The sequence below is a fragment of the Pantoea sp. SM3640 genome (genome assembly GCF_015654165.1).
GTDB lineage: Bacteria > Pseudomonadota > Gammaproteobacteria > Enterobacterales > Enterobacteriaceae > Pantoea > Pantoea vagans.
Genome location: NZ_CP064872.1, coordinates 3486123 through 3512381, shown reverse-complemented (window position 1 = coordinate 3512381; position 26259 = coordinate 3486123). Strand labels below are relative to the sequence as shown.

The 26259-nt window shown below is 57.0% G+C and carries 22 protein-coding genes; 12 read left to right on the top strand and 10 right to left on the bottom strand.

Annotated features, from left to right (window positions below; genetic code table 11):
- Window positions 1-94 precede the first annotated feature (94 nt).
- A complete protein-coding gene (locus IV493_RS16330) occupies window positions 95-1018 on the top strand; it encodes a LysR family transcriptional regulator (RefSeq protein ID WP_195857448.1) in 924 nt (307 codons plus the stop codon).
- 73 nt (window positions 1019-1091) lie between these two features.
- Window positions 1092-2297, top strand: coding sequence for an MFS transporter (locus tag IV493_RS16325; RefSeq protein WP_195857447.1), 1206 nt, complete (start codon window positions 1092-1094; stop codon window positions 2295-2297).
- A 55-nt stretch (window positions 2298-2352) separates the two neighbouring features.
- Here the strand turns inward: IV493_RS16325 and IV493_RS16320 are convergent, their stop codons facing one another.
- Window positions 2353-4743 carry a glucose/quinate/shikimate family membrane-bound PQQ-dependent dehydrogenase gene (locus tag IV493_RS16320; RefSeq protein ID WP_110331213.1) on the bottom strand — a complete coding sequence of 797 codons (2391 nt, stop codon included), beginning with the start codon at window positions 4741-4743 and terminating at the stop codon, window positions 2353-2355.
- Window positions 4744-5019: 276 nt separating this feature from the next.
- On the bottom strand, window positions 5020-5619 hold the full coding sequence (locus tag IV493_RS16315; protein ID WP_110331214.1) for a hypothetical protein: 600 nt from the start codon (window positions 5617-5619) through the stop codon (window positions 5020-5022).
- 401 nt (window positions 5620-6020) lie between these two features.
- Here IV493_RS16315 and IV493_RS16310 point away from each other — a divergent pair, with 401 nt between their 5' ends.
- Complete coding sequence (locus IV493_RS16310) at window positions 6021-7262, top strand: MFS transporter (RefSeq protein ID WP_013359834.1); 1242 nt, start codon at window positions 6021-6023, stop codon at window positions 7260-7262.
- Window positions 7263-7701: 439 nt separating this feature from the next.
- Here IV493_RS16310 and IV493_RS16305 read toward each other — a convergent pair whose 3' ends face one another.
- A complete protein-coding gene (locus IV493_RS16305) occupies window positions 7702-8859 on the bottom strand; it encodes a Gfo/Idh/MocA family protein (RefSeq protein WP_013359835.1) in 1158 nt (385 codons plus the stop codon).
- 269 nt (window positions 8860-9128) lie between these two features.
- On the opposite strand from IV493_RS16305, the gene IV493_RS16300 reads away from it, so the two are divergent.
- Both IV493_RS16300 and IV493_RS16295 read left to right on the top strand, forming a co-directional pair.
- A complete protein-coding gene (locus IV493_RS16300) occupies window positions 9129-10013 on the top strand; it encodes a BadF/BadG/BcrA/BcrD ATPase family protein (RefSeq protein WP_195857446.1) in 885 nt (294 codons plus the stop codon).
- Window positions 10014-10053: 40 nt separating this feature from the next.
- Window positions 10054-11172 carry an ROK family transcriptional regulator gene (locus IV493_RS16295; RefSeq protein ID WP_033781589.1) on the top strand — a complete coding sequence of 373 codons (1119 nt, stop codon included), beginning with the start codon at window positions 10054-10056 and terminating at the stop codon, window positions 11170-11172.
- A gap of 59 nt (window positions 11173-11231) precedes the next feature.
- Here the strand turns inward: IV493_RS16295 and IV493_RS16290 are convergent, their stop codons facing one another.
- Both IV493_RS16290 and IV493_RS16285 read right to left on the bottom strand, forming a co-directional pair.
- Window positions 11232-12323: an ABC transporter ATP-binding protein gene (locus tag IV493_RS16290; protein ID WP_195857445.1), complete on the bottom strand. Its 1092-nt coding sequence runs from the start codon at window positions 12321-12323 to the stop codon at window positions 11232-11234.
- A gap of 12 nt (window positions 12324-12335) precedes the next feature.
- Window positions 12336-12935, bottom strand: coding sequence for a GNAT family N-acetyltransferase (locus IV493_RS16285; RefSeq protein ID WP_013359839.1), 600 nt, complete (start codon window positions 12933-12935; stop codon window positions 12336-12338).
- A 550-nt stretch (window positions 12936-13485) separates the two neighbouring features.
- Here IV493_RS16285 and IV493_RS16280 point away from each other — a divergent pair.
- The 4 genes from IV493_RS16280 (at window position 13486) to IV493_RS16265 (ending at window position 17997) form a co-directional block, all read left to right on the top strand.
- Entirely contained in the window at window positions 13486-14817 is a 1332-nt protein-coding gene (locus tag IV493_RS16280) for an extracellular solute-binding protein (RefSeq protein ID WP_013359840.1), read from the top strand.
- 57 nt (window positions 14818-14874) lie between these two features.
- A complete protein-coding gene (locus IV493_RS16275) occupies window positions 14875-15747 on the top strand; it encodes a carbohydrate ABC transporter permease (protein ID WP_013359841.1) in 873 nt (290 codons plus the stop codon).
- Window positions 15747-16562: a carbohydrate ABC transporter permease gene (locus IV493_RS16270; protein WP_013359842.1), complete on the top strand. Its 816-nt coding sequence runs from the start codon at window positions 15747-15749 to the stop codon at window positions 16560-16562. Before IV493_RS16275 ends, IV493_RS16270 begins: the two co-directional genes overlap by 1 nt.
- 103 nt (window positions 16563-16665) lie before the next feature.
- Window positions 16666-17997: a glycoside hydrolase family 28 protein gene (locus tag IV493_RS16265; protein WP_041457292.1), complete on the top strand. Its 1332-nt coding sequence runs from the start codon at window positions 16666-16668 to the stop codon at window positions 17995-17997.
- A 1-nt stretch (window position 17998) separates the two neighbouring features.
- Here IV493_RS16265 and IV493_RS16260 read toward each other — a convergent pair whose 3' ends face one another.
- Window positions 17999-19069 carry a tartrate dehydrogenase gene (locus IV493_RS16260; protein ID WP_013359844.1) on the bottom strand — a complete coding sequence of 357 codons (1071 nt, stop codon included), beginning with the start codon at window positions 19067-19069 and terminating at the stop codon, window positions 17999-18001.
- A gap of 64 nt (window positions 19070-19133) precedes the next feature.
- Here IV493_RS16260 and IV493_RS16255 point away from each other — a divergent pair, with 64 nt between their 5' ends.
- Entirely contained in the window at window positions 19134-20072 is a 939-nt protein-coding gene (locus tag IV493_RS16255; protein WP_013359845.1) for a LysR family transcriptional regulator, read from the top strand.
- 256 nt (window positions 20073-20328) lie between these two features.
- Window positions 20329-21420, top strand: a complete 1092-nt coding sequence (locus tag IV493_RS16250; RefSeq protein WP_195857444.1) for a YncE family protein — start codon at window positions 20329-20331, stop codon at window positions 21418-21420.
- 30 nt (window positions 21421-21450) lie between these two features.
- Here the strand turns inward: IV493_RS16250 and IV493_RS16245 are convergent, their stop codons facing one another.
- From IV493_RS16245 to IV493_RS16230, 4 genes are all read right to left on the bottom strand, one after another.
- Window positions 21451-21744: a DUF1330 domain-containing protein gene (locus IV493_RS16245; protein ID WP_095706338.1), complete on the bottom strand. Its 294-nt coding sequence runs from the start codon at window positions 21742-21744 to the stop codon at window positions 21451-21453.
- An 11-nt stretch (window positions 21745-21755) separates the two neighbouring features.
- Window positions 21756-22622, bottom strand: coding sequence for a glutathione-dependent disulfide-bond oxidoreductase (yghU, locus tag IV493_RS16240; RefSeq protein ID WP_013359849.1), 867 nt, complete (start codon window positions 22620-22622; stop codon window positions 21756-21758).
- A gap of 218 nt (window positions 22623-22840) precedes the next feature.
- Window positions 22841-23719, bottom strand: a complete 879-nt coding sequence (locus IV493_RS16235) for a sugar phosphate isomerase/epimerase family protein (protein WP_003855643.1) — start codon at window positions 23717-23719, stop codon at window positions 22841-22843.
- Between the two features lie 18 nt (window positions 23720-23737).
- Window positions 23738-24781 (bottom strand): Gfo/Idh/MocA family protein, encoded by a 1044-nt coding sequence (locus IV493_RS16230; protein WP_195857443.1) that lies wholly within the window; start codon window positions 24779-24781, stop codon window positions 23738-23740.
- 326 nt (window positions 24782-25107) lie between these two features.
- Here IV493_RS16230 and IV493_RS16225 point away from each other — a divergent pair, with 326 nt between their 5' ends.
- Window positions 25108-26133 carry a LacI family DNA-binding transcriptional regulator gene (locus tag IV493_RS16225; protein ID WP_195857442.1) on the top strand — a complete coding sequence of 342 codons (1026 nt, stop codon included), beginning with the start codon at window positions 25108-25110 and terminating at the stop codon, window positions 26131-26133.
- Window positions 26134-26259: the final 126 nt, after the last annotated feature.

Here is a 26259-nt window from a genome sequence, read left to right as displayed (position 1 = left end):
ACTTTGCCTCGTCTTTTTTTGCCCGCCCGCCACAGTGACCCCGCCCTGACGTGTTAGTTTGTTGCCTGCCCCTTTTACTGTCGGAGTCGGGAACATGGAAAACGGCGAGAATTTAACCGCCATGTTGGTGTTTGCACGGGTCGTGGAATTGCAGAGTTTCAGTGAGGCAGCACGGGCACTTGGCCTGTCCAAATCTCACGTCAGCCGGGAAATTGCCCGTCTGGAGCTGCGGCTCGGTATCCGGCTGCTACAGCGTACCACCCGGCGGCTGGCACTGACTGAGCTGGGCCAGGCTTATTATCCCTACTGTGTGCGGATGCTGGCTGAAGTGCAGCGCGCCGAGGCGTTTGTGCAGCAGGTGCATCAGCAGCCCACTGGGCATGTCAGGCTGCAGGCGCCCGTCACGTTCGGCTGCCAGTGCGTGGTTCCCGTTCTCAATCATTTCCTGCGCCGCCATCTGCATATTAACGTCGATCTCGATCTGACCGATCGCAATCACGATCGGCTGGACGATCAGGTTGATCTGGCGATTGTGATCCGATCCTGCTCGCCGCAGCAGGGCAATTTCCGGGTACTGAGCGATATCGAGTGGGGGCTTTATGCCGCGCCGGCTTATCTGGCGCAGCGACCCGTAATCACCCATCCTGAAATGCTGCCGCGCCATGACCTGCTGCTATTTCACGGTCCGGCGCACACCGCTGCGCTGCCATTCCGCCGTGATAAACAGCGGCTGGCACTGGACGTGCGCAGCCGCTTTCGCGCCAATAACAGTATGGCGCTGCTCAATGCCGCACTGGCAGGCAGCGGTATCGCTTATCTTCCGTCCTACATGGCGCAGGAGGCGGTGGCACGTGGTGATATCCAGCAACTGCTGCCGGAGTGGCAGATGGATCGCCTGCAAAGCTATCTGCTGCTGCACAATACGCCTGAACCGGCGTCGCCGGTGACACTGCTGTGCGATGCCCTGATTACGGCGCTGAATTGTTGCCTGCTGACAACAATCAGCGCCACAGAGTAACTATTACGCCACGACTGTTGTTACTCTGCGACTCCGGTTAGCCTGTATCCCTGATCATTCAACGGATATCATCATGCAACAGTCACCCGAAACGGCAGAGTTTCAGCACTGGCGACGTAACTTAGCGGTCTGCGTCGTCGGCTCTTTTACCACCATCGTGGCGATGACGCTGCTGCTGCCGTTTCTGCCACTCTATGTGCAGCAACTCGGCGTTGAGCAACCCGCCGCTATCGCCCGCTGGTCGGGGCTGGCCTATGGCGCGACCTTTTTCAGCGCCGCGCTGACTGCGCCGCTGTGGGGCAGGCTGGCTGACCGTTATGGTCGTAAGCTGATGCTGATTCGGGCCAGTCTGGGGATGGCAATTGCGATGTCGCTGATCGGCATGGCGACCGCGCCCTGGCAGCTGGTGGCGCTGCGGCTGCTGGCCGGACTGCTGGGTGGCTACGCATCGGGATCGACCATTCTGGTGGCAGCGCAGACGCCAAAAGCGCAGACCGGCTGGGCGCTGGGCGTATTGTCTTCCGGCATTATGGCGGGCAATGTGGTCGGGCCGCTGCTGGGTGGAGTGTTACCGCCGCTGATCGGCATCCGTCAGACGTTCTGGCTGACCGGCGCGGTAATCTTTCTTGCCTTCCTCGCCACCACCTTTTTACTCAAAGAGCAGCCGCGTGCTGCTGCGAGGTCGCGTGCCAGCCAGCAAGCGCAGTCCGCAGACGAGCCGGTGAATCACACCCTGGTGAGGCTGATGTGGCTCTCCGGCATGTTGCTGATCTTCGCCAGCATGTCGATTGAGCCGATCATCACGCTCTACGTGGGCGAGTTCGTGCAGGGCGACCATCAAATCACGATGATCGCCGGACTGGTGATGTCTGCGGCGGCGCTGGGTACGGTGCTGGCGGCACCCCGGCTGGGTCGTCTGGCCGATCGGGTAGGGCACTGGCGGGTTCTGACCGGCGGCCTACTGGTCAGTGGGCTGCTGCTGATTCCGCAGGCGTTTATTACCGCGGCCTGGCAACTGGTGGTGCTGCGTTTTCTGATGGGGATGGCGCTGGGCGGATTGATGCCGTGCATTACAGCGATTATCCGCCATAACGTGCCCGGTTCCCAGGTCGGACGGATGCTGGGATATTCAACCTCGGCGCAGTATATCGGTCAGGTCAGCGGCCCGCTGTTTGGTGGGCTGGTGGGTGGGACATTCGGGATGCGGCCAGTGTTTCTGGCGACCTGCGTGGTGATGCTGTTTTGCGCCTGGCTCAACTGGCGCGGGATGCGTAAATAACGCGATCAAAAAAGGCGGACCGGAGTCCGCCTTAGTTTATTCACAGCGTCGTGAATTACTTCTGGTCTGGCAGGGCGTAGGCAATCACATAATCGCCCAGCTTAGTACCAAACGAACCGTGCCCACCTGCTGCGATGACAACGTACTGCTTGCCATTCACTTCATAGGTCATTGGGGTCGCCTGGCCGCCTGCTGGCAGACGGGCCTGCCATAACAGCTCACCGGTATCGGTGCTGAACGCACGCAGGTAGTTATCGGCGGTCGCGCCAATGAAGAACACCTTACCCGCGGTGGTGATAGGACCACCCAGCATCGGCATACCCATTTTGAACGGCAACGGAACCGGTGCGCTATCGCGAACGGTACCGATACGCTGTTTCCACACCACGTCGTTGGTCTTCAGATCCACCGCGGAGATGTAACCCCAGGCAGGCTGTTTACATGGCAGACCAAACGGTGACAGGAACGGATTCAGCTCGACGCCATACGGCACGCCATACTGTGGCTGAATACCGGTTTCCGTACCTGAACCACCCTCAGCGCCTTTCGGCGGCTCAATCGGGTTGCCCGGGCCACGTGGAACCAGCTTCGAGACAAACGGCAGCGCCATTGGGTTAGCAATCGCAATCTGACGATGTGGATCGACGGCAATACCGCCCCATTCGAACATACCGAGGTTACCCGGGAACACCAGCGTACCCTGCTCAGAAGGCGGGGTGAACGGACCTTCATAGCGCAGGCGCTTGAAGATCACGCGGCACACCAGCTGGTCAAACATCGTTGCGCCCCACATATCCTTGTCCGTCAGGTTCTGCTTCGGACGGAAGGTCAGCTCAGAGTAGGGCTGAGTAGCGGCAACGTGATCGCCTTTGGCAGCACCCTGTGGTACTGGCGTTTCTGGCGCAGGTACCACTGGCTTGCCGGTGCGGCGATCCAGGACAAAGATGTTGCCGGTTTTCGCTGGCGCATAAACCACCGGTACGGTGTTGCCATCTTTATCGGTGATGTCAGCCAGCGTTGGCTGCGACGGCAGATCCATATCCCACAGATCGTGATGCACGGTCTGATAAGACCAGACCAGCTTACCGGTGGTGGCGTTCAGAGCCAGCACGCTGCTCGCATAACGCTCCTGCTCTGGTGTGCGGTTACCGCCCCAGATATCCGGTGTAGTCACACCCATTGGCAGATAAACGGTATCCAGTTTCGGATCGTACACTGCCGGTGCCCATGAGTTCGGTGAATTCATGGTAAAGGTGTGTTCATCAGCCGGAATGGCATTCGGGTCTTTCGCGCCTGGATCAAATACCCACAGCAGTTTGCCGGTATTCACATCAAAACCACGAATCACGCCTGACGGCTCGCGGGTTGAGAAGTTATCGGTAACCGCACCCGCCATGACGATGGTGGTGTTAGTAATGATCGGTGGCGAGGTCGGCTCATACATACCCGCAGTCGTGACAGGCTGTTTGTGCTGCAGATCCAGCTCGCCGTTGACGCCAAATGACGGGCAGCGTTCGCCGGTCTCTGCGTCCAGGGCAAACAGGCGACCATCGTTGACAGGCAGATAGATACGACGTGAGCAAAGCGCAGGCTGCGTGTTTGCCGCATCGGCGGCTGCCGGCACTTCGTGATAAGAAACACCACGACAGGTAACATGCTGGAAGGTTGGGTTAACCTTCATGCCCGGATCAAATTTCCACTTCTGCTTACCGGTGGCCGCATCCAGAGCAAACAGGATCTGGTGTGGCGAACAGAGGTAAAGCGTGTCGCGGATTTTAATCGGGGTAACTTCGTCGGTGATTTCACCCGGATCGTTAGGGGTTTTCATGTCGCCCGTCTGGAACTGCCAGGCAACCTGCAACTCTTTCACGTTCTGGTGATTGATCTGCTTCAGCGGCGAGAAACGGGTTCCCTGCTGATCGCGCGCATAAGCGGGCCAGTCAGCATCCGGGATGTTGCTCAGCGGCGCAGCCTGCGGGGCGTTGTCAGCGGTTTCTGGCACTGAACCGTTTATCACCTGCGGGTCGTTAAACACCGCATAGGCCAGCACGATAGCACTGGCAACCAGCGCCACAGCCATCGTACCCAGCGCGGCTTTACTGCCTGCGTTAACACTGCGATAAACAAACGGCAGGATCAGCCAGACACCAAAGATCACCAGCACATCGGTGCGCGGTGCCAGTGCCCAGAAGTCCGTACCCACTTCCCATACACCCCAGATCAGGGTGGCGATTAGCAGCAGCGCATAGAGAACCAGCGCGGTGCTTTTACGACGGGAAAGCAGATAAGCGGTGATAAGCATCACCACACCGCCGAAAACGTAATACCAGGAACCACCAATGGCGGCTAACCAGCCACCGCCAATCAGCATAAACGCGCCCGTCAGCGCTGCGAACAGCACTGTCAGAAAACGAATTACGCCAAATGATGAGGAGTTTTTCCCCATAATATCGACCTCGTTTCGTTACCATAAAACACACGAAAACAACCAGATAGGTTGCTTCCAGTTATCAAGTACAAATGATTAAGGGTGTTCTTGAGTATCTCTTCCGCTAAGACAGACGATCCCTTTGTGTTAAATGTTATAGCAAAATCAGATCGAGGTTTGATTTTTTTAGCTTAAAGCGCTTAACAAATGCAGTAATGCGACATTTTATGAGGGATTAAAGGACGTTAAGCGCACCGCCGTGTGCCCTTAACGCCGGAAGGCAGGATTTGTGAATCAGCAGCTAATAAGATCGCCGTCCGAGCGTTGCTGTTGCCAGCCGCTGATATTTATCTCAGCAAACTGCTCAGCCGTTAAAGTCGGCGTATGACTTCGCACGATGACCTCTGCTCCTTTTTCACGAAATGTCGCCATAAAAAAGGGAAAGGTAAATTTTTCATAATTGTCATTAAAGAACGCTTCGTTTAAAACAATTCCTGAAAAAGGAAAGGATTCCAGCAGTCGCCAGTCTGCTCCCGGCGGCGCAAAATCATAAAGCCAGAAATCAAATTTCTTAGTTAATTCAAGCAGTGGCGCATAATGTGCCACTAAACTGGAATAATTGATTCCAATCCGGATACGCCCATTCTGTAAATGTGAATAAGCGTCCGGTACAGCAATCATTCCCCGTAATCGCATATCATCGATCGGAATAATCATTAATGCTGCTTCAGTGGCAATTTGATTGTGTAATGAAATAATGTTGTTTGTATTAAGTGTATTTCTGCTTTCCTGGTTTTGCTGAAGATAAGGCACGCTATAGCAAATGCCAGAGACATTACGCTTAACGTGATGGATAGGTTCAGTAACATAGGGGTTATATAAACTGTTTTTCATTATCTCTATGAAATGCAATAAAAAAGGATTTGTTGATAATTAATCATATAAAAAGTCGCATTTTTTTAAACGCGTGAATAAATATAGATCATCTGCTTAATCCAAATCATCCTTTTGTTGCCTGAGAAAGTAAATAAACCCATTAGCAAAGAGATGATAATTCCTTTGGCGTCTGATGATGTGCTGGAATATATTCAATAGTCGGGACCAATAGGCTGGTAATAGTCAGGAGAGGTCGGACGTGCCTGTGCCAGACGGGTATGCCTTTTGTTGGGCAGAGAGACAGGGCTGGAGCCGCAGCCATTCAGGTCTCATCCGGTCTGTTAATTTAGCATCATCAATCACCACACCAATAACACCGCGCAACGATGCGGGCTTCCTCACCTGATTTGGGATAAGACATGGGATTTATGGCATCAACAGCGGAAGAGTCGCTGTGGCGACATCGGACATTTGTCGCATTCTGGCTGGCGCGCACCTGCTCATCATTTGGTTTTCAGATGTTCTCGGTAGCGATCAGCTGGCAGATCTATGCGCTGACCAACAGCGCAATGGCGTTAGGGATGATTGGCCTGATGCAGTTTCTGCCGTCGGTATTGCTGGCGCTACCTGCAGGTCATCTTGCGGATCAATATGACCGGCGGCGCATTGTGCTGCTGGGGCAACTGGTGGAATTTGCTGCACTGGTGGCATTAGTGGTGCTTACCTTATTCCATACCGCCGATAAGACCGCGCTGTGGGGGCTGGTGTTTATGATTGCGGTGGCGAAGGCGCTGGAGTGGCCCGCGATGTCCTCAATGTTGCCGTCGCTGGTGCCGCCCTCGATTCTGGCACGCGCGATGGCGATGAACTCGGTAGGGGGCCAGGCGGCGGTGATTGTCGGGCCGACGATAGGCGGCTTGCTGTATGTTGCCGGGCCGCATGTTGTGTATGGCGTTTCCGGGCTGTTTTATCTGATTTCGCTGACGCTGGTGAGTCTGCTGCGTTATGAGCGTCCGGTGCAGACCCGTCTGCCGATGAATATGAAGAATCTGTTTGCCGGGATTCACTTTATCCGTGAGCGCAAAGATGTCCTTGGAGTGATTTCGCTCGATCTGTTTGCGGTGCTGCTTGGTGGCGCAACGGCGCTGCTGCCGATTTTTGCCAAAGATATTCTGCATACCGGGCCGTGGGGGTTAGGGATGCTGCGCGGTGCGCCCTCGGTAGGCGCATTACTGGTGGGCATCTGGCTGAGCCGTCACAAGCTGGACAAGCATGTCGGGATGATTATGTTTGGCTCGGTGGCGGGATTTGGCGTGGCCACGCTGGTATTCGCGCTGTCCACGCAGCTGTGGCTGTCGCTGATTGCGCTCTGTGCGCTGGGCGGCTTTGATATGGTAAGTATGGTGATTCGGGGTGCGCTGGTGCAGCTGGATACGCCGGATGCCATGCGCGGACGGGTGAATGCGGTTAACGCAATTTTTATCAATACGTCAAATCAGCTGGGCGAGTTTGAGTCGGGATTGCTGGCAGCCTGGATGGGGGCGGCACCCGCGGCAGCGATTGGCGGCATCGGTACACTGATTGTGGTGGCGTTGTGGATGAAGCTGTTTCCGCATCTTCGGCGGCGTCAGAAGCTGGAGAATGAGGTGGATCCGGTTTAGAGCTGGTTAGAGGTATGCAGCGGTCATGGGCCACTGAGCAGGCTCAGGGAGTATACGCCTTTCGCAAAGACGCAAAAGACGCCATCCCTGGCAGGCTCAGCGCGGCCCATCCCTGGCCCGCGATGCTTTGCTGCAGGCGTATGCTCCCATCGCTTTAAGTGCGTAAGTTGCCTTGGGCTGAGGAGTGGTTTGTTAGGGCTGGTTGTGGAGAGCAGGTCTGGATCGGATACAGGCCTATATCCCAATCGCTTTAAGAATGTAAGTTGCCTCAGGCTGGGGAGAAGGGAAAAGACGTTGGTTGAGAGTTGGGCAGAGTTATTAAGGTGGCGCTCAACATCAATAATGTCACTGGCCCGAAGGCCAGTAGAGGAAGTTACCAGTCATACTGCCATTCAAAACCCGGAGTCAGAGGGGGAGTCTGACCCGCAGGCTGGGACCATCAGGCCCCGGTTTTTCCCAGGTTGGCGTCAAATGTTAGCCAGCTTTCACGCATGTCCACTACGCTGCGGGTTTTGCGCGCCTCATCGATTTTTATGGCGGTGAGGCCCGCTTCCAGCGCGTCCACAACTGAAACTTTCAGCGGTGTTCCCTGTTTAATATGTTTAACGATCTCTTCTGCCATCAGGGCATCTGCACCGTAGTGACCATCATAAGCATTGCCGCTGTAAGCGGTGTCGACCTCTTTCTCACCGCTGCGCGCGTTGTGAACGCGGAAGTAGTTTCGCACGAAGTCGCCTTCCGCCATGCCGTCCGTGCCCATGACGCAGAAACGGCGGAACTCATCCGGAACGTTGAGGTTGGCATGGAAAGCAAGTGTCGCGCCGCCTTCGTACTCAATCAGGGCAGTCTGGTAGTCTACAATATCGGCGTCGCTGTCGAAGACCGCATCGGTGCTCGACCAGCCGCTAGGTTTCTCGTGATAGAGCGCTGATTCAGCGGTGATCGCCCCCTGCGGCGCATGCGCCGGGGTAAAAGATTTGCGGCCACCAAAGCTGGCGACGCGGATCGGACGCTCCTGCAACAGGCCCTGATAGAGATCGATGTCGTGGCAGCACTTTTCCAGAATGTAAGGACCGGCATACTTCTCCAGACGTCGCCAGTCGCGCTGGAAAAAGGCGCCGTGATAAGGCTTGATATGTTCTGTCGCCTCAATCGAGGTGATTTCACCTAATTGCCCGGCATCGCGTGCCGCCAGCAGATCGTGATAGAGCGGGGAGTAGCGCAGCACCAGGCCAACCAGAATGCGTGCCTCGCCATACTGGCGCACCAGCTTCGCCATCTCCATGGTCTGCTCTTCATTGATCACTACCGGCTTTTCGGTAAATACGGTGTAGCCCGCCGCCAGCGCCTGACCTACATGCTCCAGATGCAGGAAGTTGGGGGAGCCAACCAGCACCACATCCATGCCGCCGTGTTCCAGCAGCGCGTCGATGGACGCAAAGGCCTGGCCGGGCGCGATACCAAAGCTGTGCAGATTAGGCAGTCCGGCTGGGGCCGGATCGTAATAACCCACTACCGAGAAGGCGTCGTCGGCTTTGCTGAACTCTTTGATCACGTGGGACAGACGAAAGCCGAGACCGATAATGCCTACTTTCATGTTAAACCCCTGCTCCTGAAATCGGATAATGCATAGCCCGCCTGCGATCGGGCGCGCCTGTTGATAATCTGACCACCAACTTATTACGATGGAAAAACTAATGTCAATAACACGCTGCGCGTTTTGCGGCGTACTTTTTGTTATCTCAATGTAAAATAAACAAAAAGTGTCGATATATTTTTGCCATATTTATTTGTTATTGCGATTTAAGTTTTTTTATCCTATCGTTCGCTCATTATGGCTATAACCCAAAATCGGGAAGGAAGCGCGTGCAACCACACTATCTTCTTGGCATTGATGGCGGCGGTACACAGTGTCGCGCGCGGTTAACCGACCTGCAGGGCCGCGTGCTGGCGGAAGCCACCGGCGGGCCTGCCAACGTCTGGTCAGACTATGACGCGGCGCTGACCTGCGTCGGACAGCTGATTGACCGGGTATTGTCACTGGCAGGATTAGCGCCGGAGGCGCTGGCGCAGACCGCGCTGGTGGCCGGATTAGCGGGTGCCAATGTCGCTTCGGTGCAGGCGCGGCTCGCCAGCTGGCAGCCTGCCTGCGCGGCGTTACAGGTGGTCAGTGATGTGGAAATCGCCTGTGCGGGCGCGCATGCTGGCGCTCCTGGCGCCGTCTTTATCATCGGCACCGGCAGTCAGGGCGCCGCCTGGGATGGCGAACGCTTTACGCTGCTTGGCGGCTGGGGCTTTGCCCTGTCCGATCAGGGATCGGGCGCGGAGCTGGGCCGCCGTGCGCTGCGTCTGGCGCTGCTGGCCCATGAGTTCATTATTACGCCGACCGCCTTTTCCCGGCAGCTGATGGCACAGTTCGGTGACAGCCCGGAAACGATGCTGCTCTGGACGCGCTCAGCGACGCCTGCCGACTGGGCGCGCGTGGTGCCACAGATTTTCGCATCCGCCGATGCGGGCGACAGCCACGCACAGGATCTGCTGCATCAGACCGCCGCCGATATCGGCCTGATGGTGCGCCGTCTGATTGCGCTGAGCAGCGGACGGGTGGCGCTGATGGGTGGCCTGGCCACGCCAATTCAGCGCTGGCTGGACGACGATATCCAGGCCCGGCTCGTGACGCTACAGGGCGATGCCCTGAGCGGGGCGCTGATACTGGCGCAGCAGCTGACCTCTGTCCGATTACCGATCTGAAACTGGCTGAGCCTTCTCAGCCAGATAACCCGAGGAATTTATGACCGCTCCCAACGTAACCGCGCGTATTCTGCGGTTGATTGTTGAAAATGCGCCGATCAGCCAGTCAGACCTGAAAGTCCGCAGCGGACTGAGCATGTCGACCGTGTCGCAGGCCACTAATCGGCTGCTGGCGCAGGAGATTGTGCAGGAGCTGGGGCTGCGTCGCGTGTCGATGGGGCGACCAAAAACCCTGCTGGGCCTCAATCCCGATCGCGCCAGCGTGATTGGCATTCAGCTCAATGCGGAACGTAACCTGATCGTCATGACCGATCTCAGCGGCAATCTGCTGGGCGAACAGCAGATGCCGAAAGGTACGCTGACACCACGTCAGCTTGGCGATGCGCTGGCGAAGTTCCTGCGCGGCGTGGAGGAGAAGCGGGTTGGGGCGATAGGCCTGGCGCTGTCGGGCCTGGTCGATGCCGAAAATGGCTACTGCATCCGCTCCAAAGTGCTCGACTGGGATAACGTCCCGATTGCACGCCTGCTGGAAGAACGCTTCTCGCTGCCGGTGTTTATCGAGAACGACGCCAACGCCATGGCAATGGCTGCGCTGGTGTTTGGTCAGCTCGGCAACGCCCAGTCGGCGGTGATCGCGACCTACGGCAAAGGGATCGGGGCGGGCATCATCCTGAATCGTCAGCTCTACCGCGGTCGTCACGGCAAGGCAGGCGAGATCGGCAACGGGCTGGTGGGCGACGGCTCGCTGCGTCTGCTGGAGGATGTCGCCTCATCGCGCGCCATTCTGCAGCGGTTGGCTGAGCAGGAACCGGTAGAAGGCCTCACGTTGCAGGCGCTGGATCAGCGACCCACGCCTGAGGTTCTGGCGGTACTGCAGGAAGCCGGGCGCGAGCTGGGAATTTCGCTGGCGAACCTGTCGGTGGCCTACGACCCGGATGTGGTTTATCTGGCGATGGAGCCGCATATGGCGTCACGTATTCTGCTCGATCACATCACCCAGAGCTTCCAGGCTTACCGGCTTAAACTGACACCGCACATGACGCCGCTGCAGTTCCTGACGGAATCGAACCGGATGTGGGCGCTGGGCGCAGCGGGTTTTGCCGTCAACCGGCTGCTGGATCTGCTGGCGGCGCAGGCCGACGAAGAGCCGGTCACCTGATTGAGCTCTCAAATAAAAAACGGGCGCTTCGGCGCCCGTTTTTTATTTCCGCGTTTGCCTTAGCGCAGGCGCATTCCCTGCTCATCAAACAGCAGGCAGTGTGCGGCAGAAAAGCCCAGTTCAACCTGCGTACCCAGGTCGCGCGTAGTCGCCTCGCGCTCTTCCACCACCAGCATCTGTTCACGTCCGATATCCAGGTAGAGATAGTTGGTGTGGCCCAGCATCTCGCCATAAGCCAGCTCGCCGTGAAAGCGCTGTGCGTCTGGCGTCTGCACGGCAGGCTGGAAATGCTCAGGACGAATGCCCAGCGTCACGGTTTGCCCCTCGCGGCAGTCGGCGGCAATCTTCAGCACCAGCCCCTCAATCTTCAGTTCCGGCACCCGCAATTGCACTTCACCCTCGCCGATGGCACTGATCTCCGCCCGCAGAAAATTCATTTTTGGTGAGCCGATAAAACCGGCGACAAACAGATTATCCGGGTCGTGATAGAGCGTCAGCGGCGCGCCGACCTGCTCAATGCGGCCCTGACGCAGCACCACAATGCGGTCAGCCAGCGTCATCGCCTCCAGCTGATCGTGGGTCACATAAATCATCGTGTTACCGAGTGAGGCGTGCAGCCGGGCGATCTCAATCCGCATCTGTAGACGCAGCTCTGCATCAAGGTTAGAGAGCGGCTCATCGAACAGGAAGATACGCGGATGACGGATAATCGCCCGGCCAATTGCCACGCGCTGCCGTTGTCCGCCCGAGAGCGCGCGCGGCAGGCGATCGAGCAGTTCGGTGAGATGCAGACGGGCTGCCGTCTGAGTGATTGCCTCGTTGATCTCCGCTTTGGACTTTTTCATCACCTCCAGCGGATAGGCCAGATTGCCGCGCACCGTCATGTTGGGGTAGAGCGCATAGGACTGAAACACCATCGCGATACCGCGCTCGGTAGCGGGCTGCTGCGTCATGTCCTGCTCCTCAATCAGCAATTGTCCGCTGCTGATCTCCTCCAGCCCGGCAATCATCCGCAGTAGCGTCGATTTGCCACAGCCGGATGGCCCGACAAACACCACAAATTCGCCGCTGTTGATCGTCAGATCGATGCCATGGATGACATTCACGTGTTCATACGACTTCTTCACATTCTGCAAGCGCAGGCTGGTCATCGGCTACCTCACTCAGAGTAACTGGCCCATGTAGATGGCATTGCTGCGCAGAATGGGGGTAAAACCCATGCGCGCATAGAAGGCGCAGACCTGCTCATTCTGCAGGCTTACGCCAAGATGGACACCACTGACGCCCGCCGCCCGCAGCGCCGCCAGTTCATGCTCAATCATCCGGCGACCCCAGCCGCCTTTCTGCGCTGCCGGCAGCAGGTTGATATGCAGATGCGCGGGCCACTGTGTCACCAGCGTTTCTGCGGCCTGGTCGGGATGGCGGATCGCGTCGAGCACCTTGCTGTCGAGCGGGGCGCTGGGGCTGCGGTCGCGATATTTTTCCTGCAGCTGTGGCCACCATTCGGCCTCAAGCTGTGCTTCGAACGCGCGGGTATCCGGTGTTGCCACCACATATCCCTGCACCTCATTGTCCCGCTCCAGCACAAAAGCAAAGTCTGGCGCGAAGCGCGCATAGGGGACGGCAAAACGCTGGCCGGGATAGTCAGGATCGGAGTAGAGCGCGCGGGCATCGCCGCCTGCATCGGCTGTTTCCAGGCAGATGCGGTAGAGCGCCGGGTAGTCCGCCGGCGTGGCCGGACGAATGACACCTTGATTCGCCATGGTGAATTCTCGTGAGTGAGGGAACCGGTCAGGGATTGAACAGATCCGCAGGTGAAAGTTACGTTAATGAAAGTGGACTTAGTTTTCAAGATAGAATAATTACCTTATCGCACTAACATGGGCGGTTCGGCAACGTTTAACGGCGTCAGGATGCACAACTGTGATCGCCAACACGCCCGGAACAGGGCGGCTGGCGGCAGATTCACGGCCGATCAAAAGAGAAAAGTGTGAGCGTGATAGGATTTTCATATGTTTTATCAGGACGTTATTTTGCGATTATCAGGCTGGTATCTCCTGCTGAAGAAAAAGCGGCTGGCGACGTGCCGCCACGGTTAATGACGTAAAAGCCAGCGTGGCGTGCTGAATTTCGCCTCATATCGTTGTTTATTTGCGCGTGCTCACAGCGTTGCAATTCCCAATGCAGGCTGTTTGACTTTATTTTTCCATTAAAGTAAGTATGAGTGAGTGCGTTTGTGTGCGGCTGCAGCCTGCAGGATGTCAGGCGGTGAGATGAAAGGATGCCGATCCTGGTCTGAAGAAGGTGAGCATAATGTCTGTTTCCTCCGTTCGTTCGTTCCGAATTCGCAATGTGGGTCGGCTGCTGGCAGCGGGCCTGCTGGCGGGCAGCGTTTCTCATGCCGCTCACGCCGCCGTTAATCTGAATGAGTGGGATATCTACAATTACCCGGAGCAGACTGCTGCGGTGGATGAAGGGATTAAAGAGTTCTCACAGCAGAATCCCGGCATCGTGATTAACCGTTCGGTTCACTCCTTTGAAGATACCCGCATTCCGCTGAAGCTGGCACTGACTGCCGGTGATGGCCCGCAGATCGCCCAGGTCAATCAGGGCGGCGGCGATATGGGCTCGCTGGTTAAAGATAAGCTGCTGCTGCCGCTCGACAGTTACGCCGCCAGCTATGGCTGGACCACCCGCTTCCCGGACTCAATTCTGAAACGTAACCGCTGGTCAGATAGCGGCGAGTTCGGCAGCGGCAAGCTCTACGGTGTCGCCAGCTTGGGCGAAATGGTCGGGCTCTATTACAACAAAGCGCTGCTGGATAAAGCGGGCATTGCGGTGCCGAAAACGCTGGCCGAGCTGGAGAGCGCCATGGCGAAGCTGAAACAGCAGGGCACCGCACCGATGATGCTGGGCCTGCTCGATGGCAACATGGGCCAGCAGCTGCTCAGCACCCTGTGGCAGGCGCAGATTGAGAGCCACGACCGCAAGACGCTGGATAACCTGATTTACGATGTGGGCGGCACCTTCAAAGACAGCAAGCTGGTCAATGCCGCCACCATGATGAAAAGCTGGACCGACAAAGGGTACTTCTTCCCTGGTTTTCAGGGCATTGGTCACGACGATGCGGCGACACTGTTCCAGAACGGCCAGGCGGCGTTCCTGGTCAGCGGCACCTGGTATCTCGGCCAGTTTAAAGACAACAAGGATATTCACTTTGCTGCGATGCCTGCCGGTGACGGCGTGAAGCAGCCGCTGATGGTAGGCGGAACCGATCTGGCGTTCTCGATTACCAGCACCGCTAAAGGCAAAGATCAGCAGGATGGGGCGGCGAAGTTCATCAACTATATGGTCTCGGATGCCATGGCGAACCGCTGGCTGAAAGTGGGCTTCCTGCCGGCCAGCACCAACAAGGCGGCCAAAATGCCGGCGGATAATCCGCTGCTGGCAGAGGCGTATCAGGTCTGGCTGACGCTCAACGACTATGACGGTTTAGGTCACTATGTAGACTGGGCCACGCCGACCATGAATGCCGAGCTGAATCAGAATGTCCAGCTGCTGCTGGCGGGTCGTCAGACTGCCGATCAGATGGTGGTGAATTTTGATAACAACTATCAGCGTTACCTGAAAACTCTGAAGCATTAAGCCGGAGGCCCGGCGCACAGCCGGGCCTGAGCATCGTTCTGAACCACGAGTAGGGTTATGTTGAATTTAAGCAGCTGGCGTAATTTTCTCTATGTTCTGCCTGCGGTGCTGGTCTATGCGGTGTTTCTGCTGTTCCCGCTGCTGGCCTCGCTGGGCATCAGTTTTACCGAATGGGACGGCACCTCGCTGCCGGTGTTTAGCGGCATCAGCAACTATCTGCGGATGTTCAGCGATCCGGTGTTCTGGATTGCGCTGGGCAATAACGCCATCCTGATGCTGTTCTATACCCTGTTGCCGATTGGCGTCGGCCTGCTGCTCTGCAGCTTTCTCTATGACACGCGCAACAACAGCGAACGCAGCGTACTGCGCATTCTCTTTTTCCTGCCCTACATCATGCCGATGGCGGTACTGGGCGTGGTGTGGCGCTGGCTCTATAACCCGGCGTTTGGCCCGATCGACCAGATATTACGCGCGATCGGCCTGCCACAGCTGGCGCTCTCCTGGCTGGGTGATTTTACCTGGGCGCTGCCCGCTGTCGGTCTGGTCGCCACCTGGTACTTCTTTGGCTTCTGTCTGGTACTGTTTATGGCGGGCCTGCAGCGCATGGACCCTTCACTGCTGGAAGCCGCCGACCTGGATGGCTCATCGCGTCGCCAGAAATTTATGCGCATCACGCTGCCTGGCCTGCGGCCTGAGCTGCGGATTGCCCTGCTGCTGACGGTGATCGCCAGCCTGAAAGCCTTTGACCTGGTCTATGTGATGACCCAGGGCGGGCCGGGCACCTCCACCATGGTCACCAACATCTTTATGTATAAGCAGGGCTTTGACCTGCACTACTTTGGCTACGCCTCGTCGGTAGCGGTGTTCAGCATGATTATTGTTTTAGGGATTAACTATCTGATCCATCTGGCCCTGAAGGAGCGTTACTGATGCGAAGCACGCCGGTAATTTCACGCGCGCTGATCTGGATCGTGGCGCTGATGACGATTCTGCCGTTTCTGATGGCGCTGATGACCTCGTTTAAAACCCAGATGGAGCTGTTTCAGGGTGTTTTCACGCTGCCCGCCTCGCTGAATTTCAAAAACTACGTGACCGCCTGGCAGCAGGGACACTTTAACGTCTACTTCCTCAACTCGGTGCTGGTGGTGATCCCGGTGGTGCTGTTCAGCGTGCTGCTCGGCATTCTGGCCGGGTTCGGTTTCGCCTGGCTGAAAATCCCCGGTAAAAAAGTCATTGGGGCGATGCTGGCGCTGGGGATGGTGCTGCCGAGCGAAGCCTTTATCATTCCGCTCTATCACGAGCTGCGCTGGATGGGGCTGACCAACACCTACCTGGCGCTGATCCTGCCGCAAATCGCCCTGTCGCTGCCCTTTACCACGCTGATGATCGCCAGCGCGTTTCAGCAGGTGCCGAAAGAGCTGGTAGAAGCGGCGGTGATGGATGGCGCGTCACGCGTCAAAATTCTGTGGGGCATTCTGGTGCCCGCTATCTGGCCGACTCTGTCAACGCTGGGGCTGCTGCTATTTATCTGGACCTGGAATGAGTTCCTGATCCCGCTGATTCTGGTTAACAAGGATGAGCTGCGCACGCTGCCGATTGGCATGATGTTTTTCCAGAACAAAAACACCATCGACATTCCGGTGCTGATGGCGGGCGCGATGATTGTGATTATGCCGCTGATCGTGGTGTTCCTGATTTTCCAGCGCAAGTTTATCAGCGGCGTCACCGAAGGGGCCGTTAAGTAATTTGTGATGTCCCGCACGAAACGGCGCACTGGCGGCCAGACAAAGGTTTGCCGCGCCGTGTCGTGCTGCAATTCCTCCTCCTCAACCCTGCGGGAGACGCATGATGCACCTTTCCCTTGCTGATTTTCACCCTGTCGCCGATGGCGAAACCCCGGACACGGCCGTGTTGCAACGCGCGATGGATCAGATTGCGGCGGCAGGCGGTGGCCGTCTGACGCTGCCTGCCGGACGTTATCGCAGCGGCTGCCTGAATCTGCCCTCTGATTTTGAACTGCACCTTGAAGCAGGTGCGGTGCTGATCGCCAGTCCGCGGCTGGCCGACTACCAGGCGGTGCAGGCGCTGAGCTGCGCGGAAAAGTCCCACAACGTGCTGCTCTATGCGCTGGGCCAGCGCAATATCATCATCAGCGGCACCGGTCGCATCGATGGCGAGGGTGAAGCCTGGTTTGCCGCTGAGCGGGATGAGCAGGGCTATCGTCTGCCGCGTGCCGACCGGCCACGCATTATTGTGTTTGAGGATTGCGAGCAGGTGACGCTCACCGCTTTTACCATTGTGCAGGCACCGATGTGGACAGTGCATCTGGTGAGCTGTCGCCATGTGCATATCGACCACCTCACCATCGACAATGCGATGACCATGCCGAATACCGATGCGCTGGATATCGACAGCTGCGAAGCCGTGTTTGTCAGCAACAGCTACCTCAGCGCCGCTGATGATGCCATCTGCATTAAAACCACCCATAAACCGGCCGCGCTGCGGCGTCCGGCGCGGCAGATTATGATCACCAACTGCCTGCTGCGCAGCTACAGCTGCGCCTTTAAGATCGGCACCGAAACCTGGGATGACGTCGAAGATGTCACGGTAACCGGCTGCACCATTTTTGATTCCAACCGCGGCATCGGCATTCTGTCGCGTGACGGCGGCGCGATGCGGCGTCTGCTGTTCAGCAACCTGACCTTCGCCTGTCACCACGCGCCGCCCTGTCACTGGGGTAAAGCCGATCCGCTGCATATTTCGGTGCGCCGCCGCGATCCCGCCATCACGCCCGGCATCGTGGAGCAGGTGCAGTTCAGTAACCTGACAGGCGTAGCAGAAGGGGCGATTAACCTGCATGCGGCAGAACCGGGCTGGATACGCGATGTTCTCATCAGCCAGCTGCAGATGCGGCAGAGCGTGTCGCCGATGACACAGGGACACTACGACGTGCGGCCGCCCTGTAATCCGGACTCGCCGACCGGCATGGGGCTGGATAACGCCTACAAACTTGACCCGAAAACCGGCGAAGCCTTTGGCGTCGAGCGCTATCCCGGCGGACTGCCGGGCCTGTTCGCGCGTGGGGTAGAGAACCTGCAACTGCACAGCCTGGTGATAACACGTCCGGAGCCGCTACCGCCAGGCTGGCACCCTGAGTGTGTGGTGCAGTTGCCGGATTGATTTACAGCGCGGCGGCGATGGCTGCACCGAGCTGTCCGGTGCTGGCGCTGCCGCCGAGATCGCGCGTCAGATGCTGTCCCGCCGCCAGCGTGCGTTCAATCGCATCTAACACCGCATCACCCGCCGCTTTGTAGCCGAGATGTTCCAGCATCATCGCCCCGCACCAGATCTGCCCGATGGGATTGGCGATGCCTTTGCCAGCGATGTCGGGCGCAGAACCGTGAACCGGCTCGAACAGGCTGGGGAACAGGCCTTCCGGGTTGATATTGGCGGACGGCGCAATGCCGATGGTGCCGGTACAGGCCGGGCCGAGGTCGGAGAGGATATCGCCAAACAGGTTGCTGGCGACCACCACATCAAACCAGTCCGGGTGCAGCACGAAGTTGGCGGTGAGAATATCGATGTGATATTTGTCGACGCGAACCTCGGGGAACTGGCCGGACATCGCTTCGACGCGGCTATCCCAGTAAGGCATGGTGATGGCGATGCCGTTGGATTTGGTGGCGGAGGTCAGGTGTTTCTTCGGCCGGCTCTGCGCCAACTGATACGCAAACTTCAGGATGCGATCGACGCCGGTGCGCGTCATCACCGTCTCCTGAATCACCACTTCACGGTCGGTGCCGGGGAACATGGTGCCGCCAACGCTGGAGTATTCACCCTCGGTGTTTTCGCGTACCACATAGAAGTCGATATCGCCGGGCTGACGATTCGCCAGCGGCGCTTTGACGCCTGGCATCAGTCGTACCGGGCGCAGATTAACGTATTGATCAAACTCCCGGCGGAACTGCAGCAGTGAACCCCACAGCGAAACGTGGTCGGGCACCACATCGGGCCAGCCCACCGCGCCAAAATAGATCGCATCAAAGGCTTTCAGCTGCGGGAACCAGTCGTCAGGCAGCATCTTGCCATGCTGCTGCCAGTAGTCGGCGCTGGCGTAATCGAACCACTCCCAGCGCAGCGGAATGTTAAATTTCTCTGCGGCCACATTCATTACGCGGACGCCTTCCGGCATCACTTCTTTGCCAATGCCGTCGCCAGGGATCACAGCAATGCGGTGGATTTTGTCAGTCACAGGGTACCTTTCCGGTTGATGTTCGAATTGTGTACGCAGTATAACTGTCGATTCCGGGGAAATAATGAGCCTGAAAGGCAATCCATTGTTGAATCAAAGTAGAGAATCCCGCACCTCCACCGATGACTTAGCCTTCTTTGTTCGCCTCGCCGCACTGGATAGTCTGACTGCGGCGGCGCGCGAACTGGGCCTGTCGCTGGCGGCGGTAAGCAAACGTCTGAGCCAACTGGAGCAGCGGCTTGGTGTGCAACTGCTGCGCCGCACCACGAGACGGCTGGAGCTGACGCCGGAAGGCCGCCGTTATCTGGCAGGCGCGCGCCCGTTGCTGGATCAACTGGCGGCGCTGGAAGAGGCAGTCAGCGGTGAAACGGCTCAGCTGCGCGGCACACTTAACATCAACGCCTCATTTGGTTTTGGTCGTCGCCATATTGCGCCCTGCGTCTCGGCCTTTGCCGCGCTGCATCCGCAGCTCTCGCTGTCGCTGTCGCTCAGCAGTCAGCCGCTTAATTTTCTGGATGCGCACATGGACATTGATATCCGCGTCGGCGAACCGCCGGACTCACGGCTGGTGGCGCGTAAACTGCGCACGAATCCACGCATCCTCTGCTGCTCACCCACCTATGCTGCCCGCCACGGCCTGCCCGTTACGGTGCGCGATCTGGCGCAGCACAACTGTATTCTGCTGCGCCAGCACGACAGCGATTTTACCCTGTGGCGGCTGACCAGCGGCGAACAGAGCATCAGCCAGAAAGTGCGCGGCAGCCTGATCACCAACGATGGTGAAGTGGCGATGCGGCTGGCGATGGATGGGCATGGCATTCTGCTGCGTTCCTGGTGGGACGCGCAGCACAGCCTGGCAACAGGCGAGTTACTGCATGTTTTACCCGACTGGCAGGCACCTGATGGCGATATTTTTGCGGTCTGGCAGGCGCAGCGCCAGCTGCCGGCACGCATCATCGCGTTTGTGGAGTTTCTGCAGAGCAATCTGCAATCGGTTGATTAATCATGTTTTTATACTGACTGACTGACTGACTGACTGACTGACTGACTGACTGACTGACTGACTGACTGACTGACTGGCGTGCGTGAAAAAGCGCCTGTGGACAATTAACATACCGTATTAAGCTGATTCGGTGGCTTCAGGCTGCCGCTGCGTTTACAGCCTTTTTTCTGCTGCGTATGATTCTCATTCATTTTCTTCCCTGCCTGCCCTCTGCATTGCGGCCAGCCGGGAGAGCAGGTCGATAGGGGAGTTAAGCATGAAAGCGTTGTTCAGCCCGCGTAAAACGGCACTCGCACTGGCGGTGGTCATCACCTTCAGCCTGACGGCATGCCAGACCGCGGTGAAAAAAGTCGATGGCGGCGCCGTAGTGATGCAGCCCTCCAGCCCCGATAACCTGATTGAGCGCGAGCTGGGTGAAGGTTTGTATGAGATGGCTTATCTGCCCGCGAAAAACGCGCTCTATGTCGCCAGTGCGCCGGAAGGTAAGGATATCAGCGGCGGGATGATCTACCGTCTTGATGGCACCACGCTGCAGAGCACCGGGGCGGGGCATTTCGACCTGAAAAACTTTGGGCTGATTAGCGAGCCGGACGGCAGCGCACTCTACGCCACCAACTCACTGGACGGCGGTATCTCGAAGATTGATCCGGAGAACGGAAAGGTGCTGAAGCGCCTGATGTTTGACGACAAAAACGAGAAAGGGTTACCTGTTGGCACGCGTGAAATCTTTCTGCATGACGGGCTTCTCTATGTCGGCGGCACAGGCGATCCGGGTGTGATCTGGGTGGTCGATGCCAAAACACTGACCCTGAAAACCCGGATTAAAAATGCCGGGAAGTGGGTCACAGGCATTATCTTCTCGCCGGTCAGCGACCGGATTTACGCGGCGAACGGCAGCGGCGAAATCCTAATGATCAATCCACGTAATCACAGGATCGAACAGCGTCTGACAGCCGGTGACGGGCAGGACACTCTGTTCCTGAACATGGCAGAGGATCCGGCGACGGGACGCCTGTTTGTCACGGATAATTCTAAGGCGAAAAACACCCTGGTATTTGATGAGCGCAGCGGCAAGGTGATTAAGCGTCTTAATGTGGGCGATTCGATGGGGATTAAGTTTAACGGCAAGCGTAATGAGATTTATATCAGCCAGCGCGACTCGAAGAAGGTGCTGCAATTGGATGGCACGACCTATGAAGTGAAAAACAGCTGGTCATTTGATAGTCACCCGAACAGCCTGCTGGTGTCACCCGACGGGCAGACGCTGTTCGTGACATTGAAGCAGAGCTTTAATAGCGATCACAGCAGTCAGGGGCTGGATGGCGTAGCGCGTATTACGCTGCAATAAAAAAAGGCGGCATTGCTGCCGCCTGTTTAGTTACTTATCTACACCCTGAACCAGCACCACACGGTATTCCGCACCTTTCAGGCGATGCTGTTTCGCTTCCTGATATTCCGGGCTGTCATACCAGCCATGCGCTGCTTCAGCCGTCGGAAACTCCAGCACGACAACGCCGTCCGCTTCCGGTCCTTCCAGCGTCTCAAGCTGTCCATAAAACGCCAGCGGCGTAATGGGATGGTCGCCGCGCGCTTTGCCCGCTTTCTCGCCGTAAATAGCGAATTCCTCAGGATTAGTAATTTTGTCGCGAATAAAGATTACATATGCGCTCATTGTGGGCTCCTTTACGCCTGGCGTTTATCTTCAGTGTTAATGTCAAAATCGGCTGCATCATGACGCTCATGCAGCTGGTCGGCCGGGTCACCCATAACGCGGTTAACCTTGCGGCCACGGATGACGGCAGGACGCTGTGCGATCTCTTTCGCCCAGCGCACCACGTTTTTATAGGACTGCACATCCAGGAATTCGGCTGCGCCATACTGATCGTTGAGCACCATGTTGCCGTACCACGGCCAGGTGGCGATGTCGGCGATAGTGTAGTCATCACCGGCCAGATAGCGGTTATCAGCCAGCTGGCGATCCAGCACGTCAAACTGACGCTTCGCTTCCAGCGTGAAGCGGTTAATGGCGTACTCAATTTTTTCTGGCGCGTAGTGATAGAAATGGCCGAAACCACCACCAAGGTAAGGCGCTGAGCCCTGCAGCCAGAACAGCCAGTTCAGCGTTTCAGTGCGGCCAGCGATATCTTTCGGCAGGAAGTAACCATATTTTTCCGCCAGATAGAGCAGGATATTGCCTGATTCAAATACCCGAATCGGCGGTGTTGCCGAGTGGTCGCTCAGCGCCGGGATTTTTGAGTTCGGGTTCACGTCGACAAAACCACTCGAGAACTGGTCGCCGTCGCCGATACGGATCAGCCAGGCATCATACTCGGCATCTTTGACGTTAAGCGCCAGCAGCTCTTCCAGCAGGATGGTGACTTTCTGGCCGTTAGGCGTGCCGAGCGAATAGAGCTGCAGAGGGTGTTTGCCGACCGGCAACGCTTTCTCATGGGTGGGACCAGCGAACGGACGATTAGTTTTAGCGCCGTTACCTTTGGCTTCAGGGTCCCAGGTCCAGACTTTTGCGGGCTGATATGCATTTTCCGACATAATGAAAGTTCGCCTTATGGTGTGGTATTGGTCTGGAGTGTAGCAGGTGCTGCGAAGGCGGTTTAACTCTGCTGGCTGCGCGAGGCCATACTGCGACGGGCCGAGGTCAGGCGGGGAGCGGCTTAGCGGAAAAGTGCTTACAAGTGTGTCAGACGGGGCGATGTTTGTCCTGCGCGGACATAACCGTGCAGCCAGCAACGGCTGCACGGCAGGCAGGTTTACAGCAGTTCGCGTTCAATCAGTTCGCGGGTTTCAATCGCCTGCACCTTCATCTTTTCCGGGTAGCCAAACAGTGACGCTGCGATAATCGGTTCACCGCCCACTTTATGCGTGCGGGTAGCAAAGCCGGTGTCGCGCAGGGTTTTAAACAGGGTATCGAAGTCGACTTCACCTTCGCCAACGCCGACATGCTGGTGAATGGTGGCATCCACCCCTGGCGGGTTGACGATGTAGCGACAGTGCTTCGTATGGTTCATGGTGTCGGCGATCAGCATGTGCGACAGATCGTCACCCGCATACTCCAGCATCGGTTTCACATCGCCTTTGCCTTTGTCATAGAAGAAGGTGTGCGGCGCGCTGTAGATATACTTCACGTTATCGCTACGGAACGACTTCACGATATCCACCGTTTCATTATTTTCTTCGCAGAAATCCCACGGATGCGCCTGAATTTCGACGCGGATACCTTCACGTTCGATAATCGGCAACAGCTCTTCCATGGAGCGATAGAACATCTCTTCACAGATTTCCGGCTCGTTAGGCGTGCCGGAGAGTTCGGTGTTAATGACCTGCACACCCATCTCAACCGCAATCTCAATCATCCGCTTCCAGTTCTTTACCGCCGCCTGACGACGCAACTCATCCGGGCCGGACCAGCGATAGACCACGATAAAAGAAGAGATTTCCAGCCCGGTGGCGCTCAATGCATTCTTATACTCGGTGATGATCTCACGGCTGGCTTTGGGATGTTTATAAAACGGGTTGATCTGCGGATGCGGCGACTGTTCGATATATTTGTAGCCCCAGTCGGCCACCTGATGAACCATTCGGGTGATGCCTAAGTCTTTAATCACATCCACATCAAAAGCGATTTTCATCTTTCTGCTCCGGGCACATTAAGGTTGCTGTTCTTCGTTGAAAGTCACGCCGATCTGCTGCCTGACGTTGTCCATTGCGGCCAGGGTGATGATCGCCTGGTCAAGCGAATGGACAGGTGAATCGATCAGGTTCTGGCCGACGCACCAGGCGAAGTGGTTAATTTCATGACAGAGTTGTTCATAGCGGTTAGTGGGTTCCTGCCACTGCAGGCGATGACGCCGATCGCTGGAAGTAAGCGTGAAATTACCGGGTGCATAGAACTGGCCTGCCAGCTCCAGCGTAGCGTCGCGACCGGCAATCACCGCGCAGCCGGGCGTGTTGCTGAACAGGGTAGTATTCAGCACCGACTGCATGCCGTGCTGATGGGTAAACAGCATCGACGTCTGACCGTTGACGCGGCCATCCGGGACGGGCTGACCACGGGCGACGATCGTGTCAGGCGCACCGCCGCCAACAAATACGCTAAGCGCCACCAGATAACTGCCGAGATCGAGCATCGGACCGCCCGCCAGATCGGCATTGAAGATGCGGTGATCCGAAGTGAAAAACTCACCGTGATCGGCAATCAGGGTGTGGACGTCACCGAGTACGCCATCCGCCAGCAGCTGACGAATGACGTCATACTTCGGCGCAAAATTGCACCACATCGCCTCCATACAGAGCCGGTTCGCGGCCGCGGCGGCCTGTTTAAGCTGAGCCGCCTGCTGCGCATTCAGCGCCAGCGGTTTTTCGATCAGCAGATGCTTTCCGGCGGCAATCACGCGCAGGCCATCGGGAAAATGGTGATTGTGGGGTGTCGCGATATAGACCGCATCCACATCATCCCGCGCCAGCATCGCATTGAGGTCGCCTGTGGCATGGCCGATTGACCATTTGTCAGCAAAGGCCTGTGCTTTTGCCGGGTCGCGCGCAGCCACCGCCGTGATCTGCTGGTGAGTACGCTGGCGCAGCGCATGGGCAAAATGGTCGGCGATCCAGCCTGGCCCGATAATGCCCCAGCGCAGTTGCGGAACCTGGCGGGCATCGGTTATGCGTGGAGCCGGAAGCGTTGATGGGAACATTACTTTTCCTTTTTTACGTGCAGGCTGGGGGTGCTCAGGTCTCCACTATAAAAAGCTCACCGTCACCGCTCTAACCTTTTGATGATGTGATCCCATCAACCGGATCGACGCGGGATTTTTACCCGTTTTAGCAAATAGACGTTTTAAAGAGAACACAGAAAGAAATGGATGTTTCATTTTGAGAGGAAGATCAAAATTAGCTCTGATTTTCTATCAAATAAATGAGAGGAAATGGCCCTGTCGCGATAAAGTAGTGCTGTTTTAAACAACAGAACATAAAGACGTAGCCGTCAGTTAACGGGAACAGGAAAAGCAGGAGAAGGGTGATGTCAAAAGTGACGATGACGGCCATTGCGCAGGCGGCGGGCGTGGGTGTGGCGACGGTAGACAGGGTGCTGAACCGCCGTGCGCCGGTACGCAGTGTGACCGAGCAGAAGGTGCTGGCTGCGGCCCGTGAACTGGGCTATCGCCTGACCCAGGCACACAGCCAGACCACCGCGCCACTGGCTGCAGCCGCACTCCGCGTGAGCTTTATCCTGCTGCCTGCCCGCTACTCGTTTTATCAGCAGCTGGGCGAGGCGCTGAAACAGCAGCTCAAGGCGCAGCAGCCACAGGGCAGCGAACCTGAATTCTGCTGGCATGATATCCACGAGGTTGAAGCCGTCGCGCATTCCTTGCGTCAGCTGGCACAGCGCAGCGATGTGATTGCTCTGGTGGCGCTGGATCACCCGCTGATCCGTCACGCAATCCAGGATGTTTCACGGCTGGGTGTGCGGGTTTACGCACTGTTCTCCGATTTTTCGCCCTGTGACCATGCCGGATTTATTGGCATCGATAATCAGAAAGCAGGACGCACTGCGGCCTGGATGGCACAGCATCTCCTGCGTCAGCCGGGATGTGTCGGTGTGCTGCTGGGCGACCACCGTTTCACCTGCCAGGAGAGCAGCGAAATCAGTTTCCGCTCCTATCTGCGCGAGTCGGGCATCAGTCAGCGGGTACTGGAACCGTTAAAAACGCATGAGTCGGGTGAAGGAGGCTATCAGGCGACCCGGCAACTGCTGGAAGCCCACGATGATCTGGTCATGATTTATGCGCCCTGTGGCGGCATAGAGGGCGTGATACAGGCGCTGCGTGAGAGCGGTCGCACGCAGATTGATTTGCTGTGCCACGGCCCGCTGCCTGGCGATGAACTGGCGCTGATTGATGGCACCATCACGCTGATGGTGCGGCACCGTATTGATGCGATGGCGGAGGCGGTGATCGCTACCTGTCTCAGCAGCCGGATGGATCAGCCTGACCATTTTGCACAGGTGACCGTACCGTTTGAGATCGTAACGCGTGAAAACCTGTAGAAAGAACAGGTTAGTCAGTATTTGATAGTAATCTATCATTTAATGGGATTTTTAAATGCGATCTCTATCAAAAAATGAAACTTTCATAGTTGTCTGAGATGAAATTTTTATTTGATACTGCCAGCA

Excerpts from the sequence above, each read along its gene's own strand:
- IV493_RS16280 (WP_013359840.1), top strand. The coding sequence starts at position 13,486 with ATGTCTGTTTCCTCCGTTCGTTCGTTCCGAATTCGCAATGTGGGTCGG.
- IV493_RS16310 (WP_013359834.1), top strand. The coding sequence starts at position 6,021 with ATGGGATTTATGGCATCAACAGCGGAAGAGTCGCTGTGGCGACATCGG.
- IV493_RS16330 (WP_195857448.1), top strand. The coding sequence starts at position 95 with ATGGAAAACGGCGAGAATTTAACCGCCATGTTGGTGTTTGCACGGGTC.
- IV493_RS16270 (WP_013359842.1), top strand. The coding sequence starts at position 15,747 with ATGCGAAGCACGCCGGTAATTTCACGCGCGCTGATCTGGATCGTGGCG.
- IV493_RS16265 (WP_041457292.1), top strand. The coding sequence starts at position 16,666 with ATGCACCTTTCCCTTGCTGATTTTCACCCTGTCGCCGATGGCGAAACC.
- IV493_RS16250 (WP_195857444.1), top strand. The coding sequence starts at position 20,329 with ATGAAAGCGTTGTTCAGCCCGCGTAAAACGGCACTCGCACTGGCGGTG.
- IV493_RS16235 (WP_003855643.1), bottom strand. The coding sequence starts at position 23,719 with ATGAAAATCGCTTTTGATGTGGATGTGATTAAAGACTTAGGCATCACC.
- IV493_RS16275 (WP_013359841.1), top strand. The coding sequence starts at position 14,875 with ATGTTGAATTTAAGCAGCTGGCGTAATTTTCTCTATGTTCTGCCTGCG.
- IV493_RS16255 (WP_013359845.1), top strand. The coding sequence starts at position 19,134 with ATGAGCCTGAAAGGCAATCCATTGTTGAATCAAAGTAGAGAATCCCGC.
- IV493_RS16245 (WP_095706338.1), bottom strand. The coding sequence starts at position 21,744 with ATGAGCGCATATGTAATCTTTATTCGCGACAAAATTACTAATCCTGAG.
- IV493_RS16305 (WP_013359835.1), bottom strand. The coding sequence starts at position 8,859 with ATGAAAGTAGGCATTATCGGTCTCGGCTTTCGTCTGTCCCACGTGATC.
- IV493_RS16285 (WP_013359839.1), bottom strand. The coding sequence starts at position 12,935 with ATGGCGAATCAAGGTGTCATTCGTCCGGCCACGCCGGCGGACTACCCG.
- IV493_RS16320 (WP_110331213.1), bottom strand. The coding sequence starts at position 4,743 with ATGGGGAAAAACTCCTCATCATTTGGCGTAATTCGTTTTCTGACAGTG.
- IV493_RS16295 (WP_033781589.1), top strand. The coding sequence starts at position 10,054 with ATGACCGCTCCCAACGTAACCGCGCGTATTCTGCGGTTGATTGTTGAA.
- IV493_RS16225 (WP_195857442.1), top strand. The coding sequence starts at position 25,108 with ATGTCAAAAGTGACGATGACGGCCATTGCGCAGGCGGCGGGCGTGGGT.
- yghU (WP_013359849.1), bottom strand. The coding sequence starts at position 22,622 with ATGTCGGAAAATGCATATCAGCCCGCAAAAGTCTGGACCTGGGACCCT.
- IV493_RS16315 (WP_110331214.1), bottom strand. The coding sequence starts at position 5,619 with ATGAAAAACAGTTTATATAACCCCTATGTTACTGAACCTATCCATCAC.
- IV493_RS16290 (WP_195857445.1), bottom strand. The coding sequence starts at position 12,323 with ATGACCAGCCTGCGCTTGCAGAATGTGAAGAAGTCGTATGAACACGTG.
- IV493_RS16325 (WP_195857447.1), top strand. The coding sequence starts at position 1,092 with ATGCAACAGTCACCCGAAACGGCAGAGTTTCAGCACTGGCGACGTAAC.
- IV493_RS16230 (WP_195857443.1), bottom strand. The coding sequence starts at position 24,781 with ATGTTCCCATCAACGCTTCCGGCTCCACGCATAACCGATGCCCGCCAG.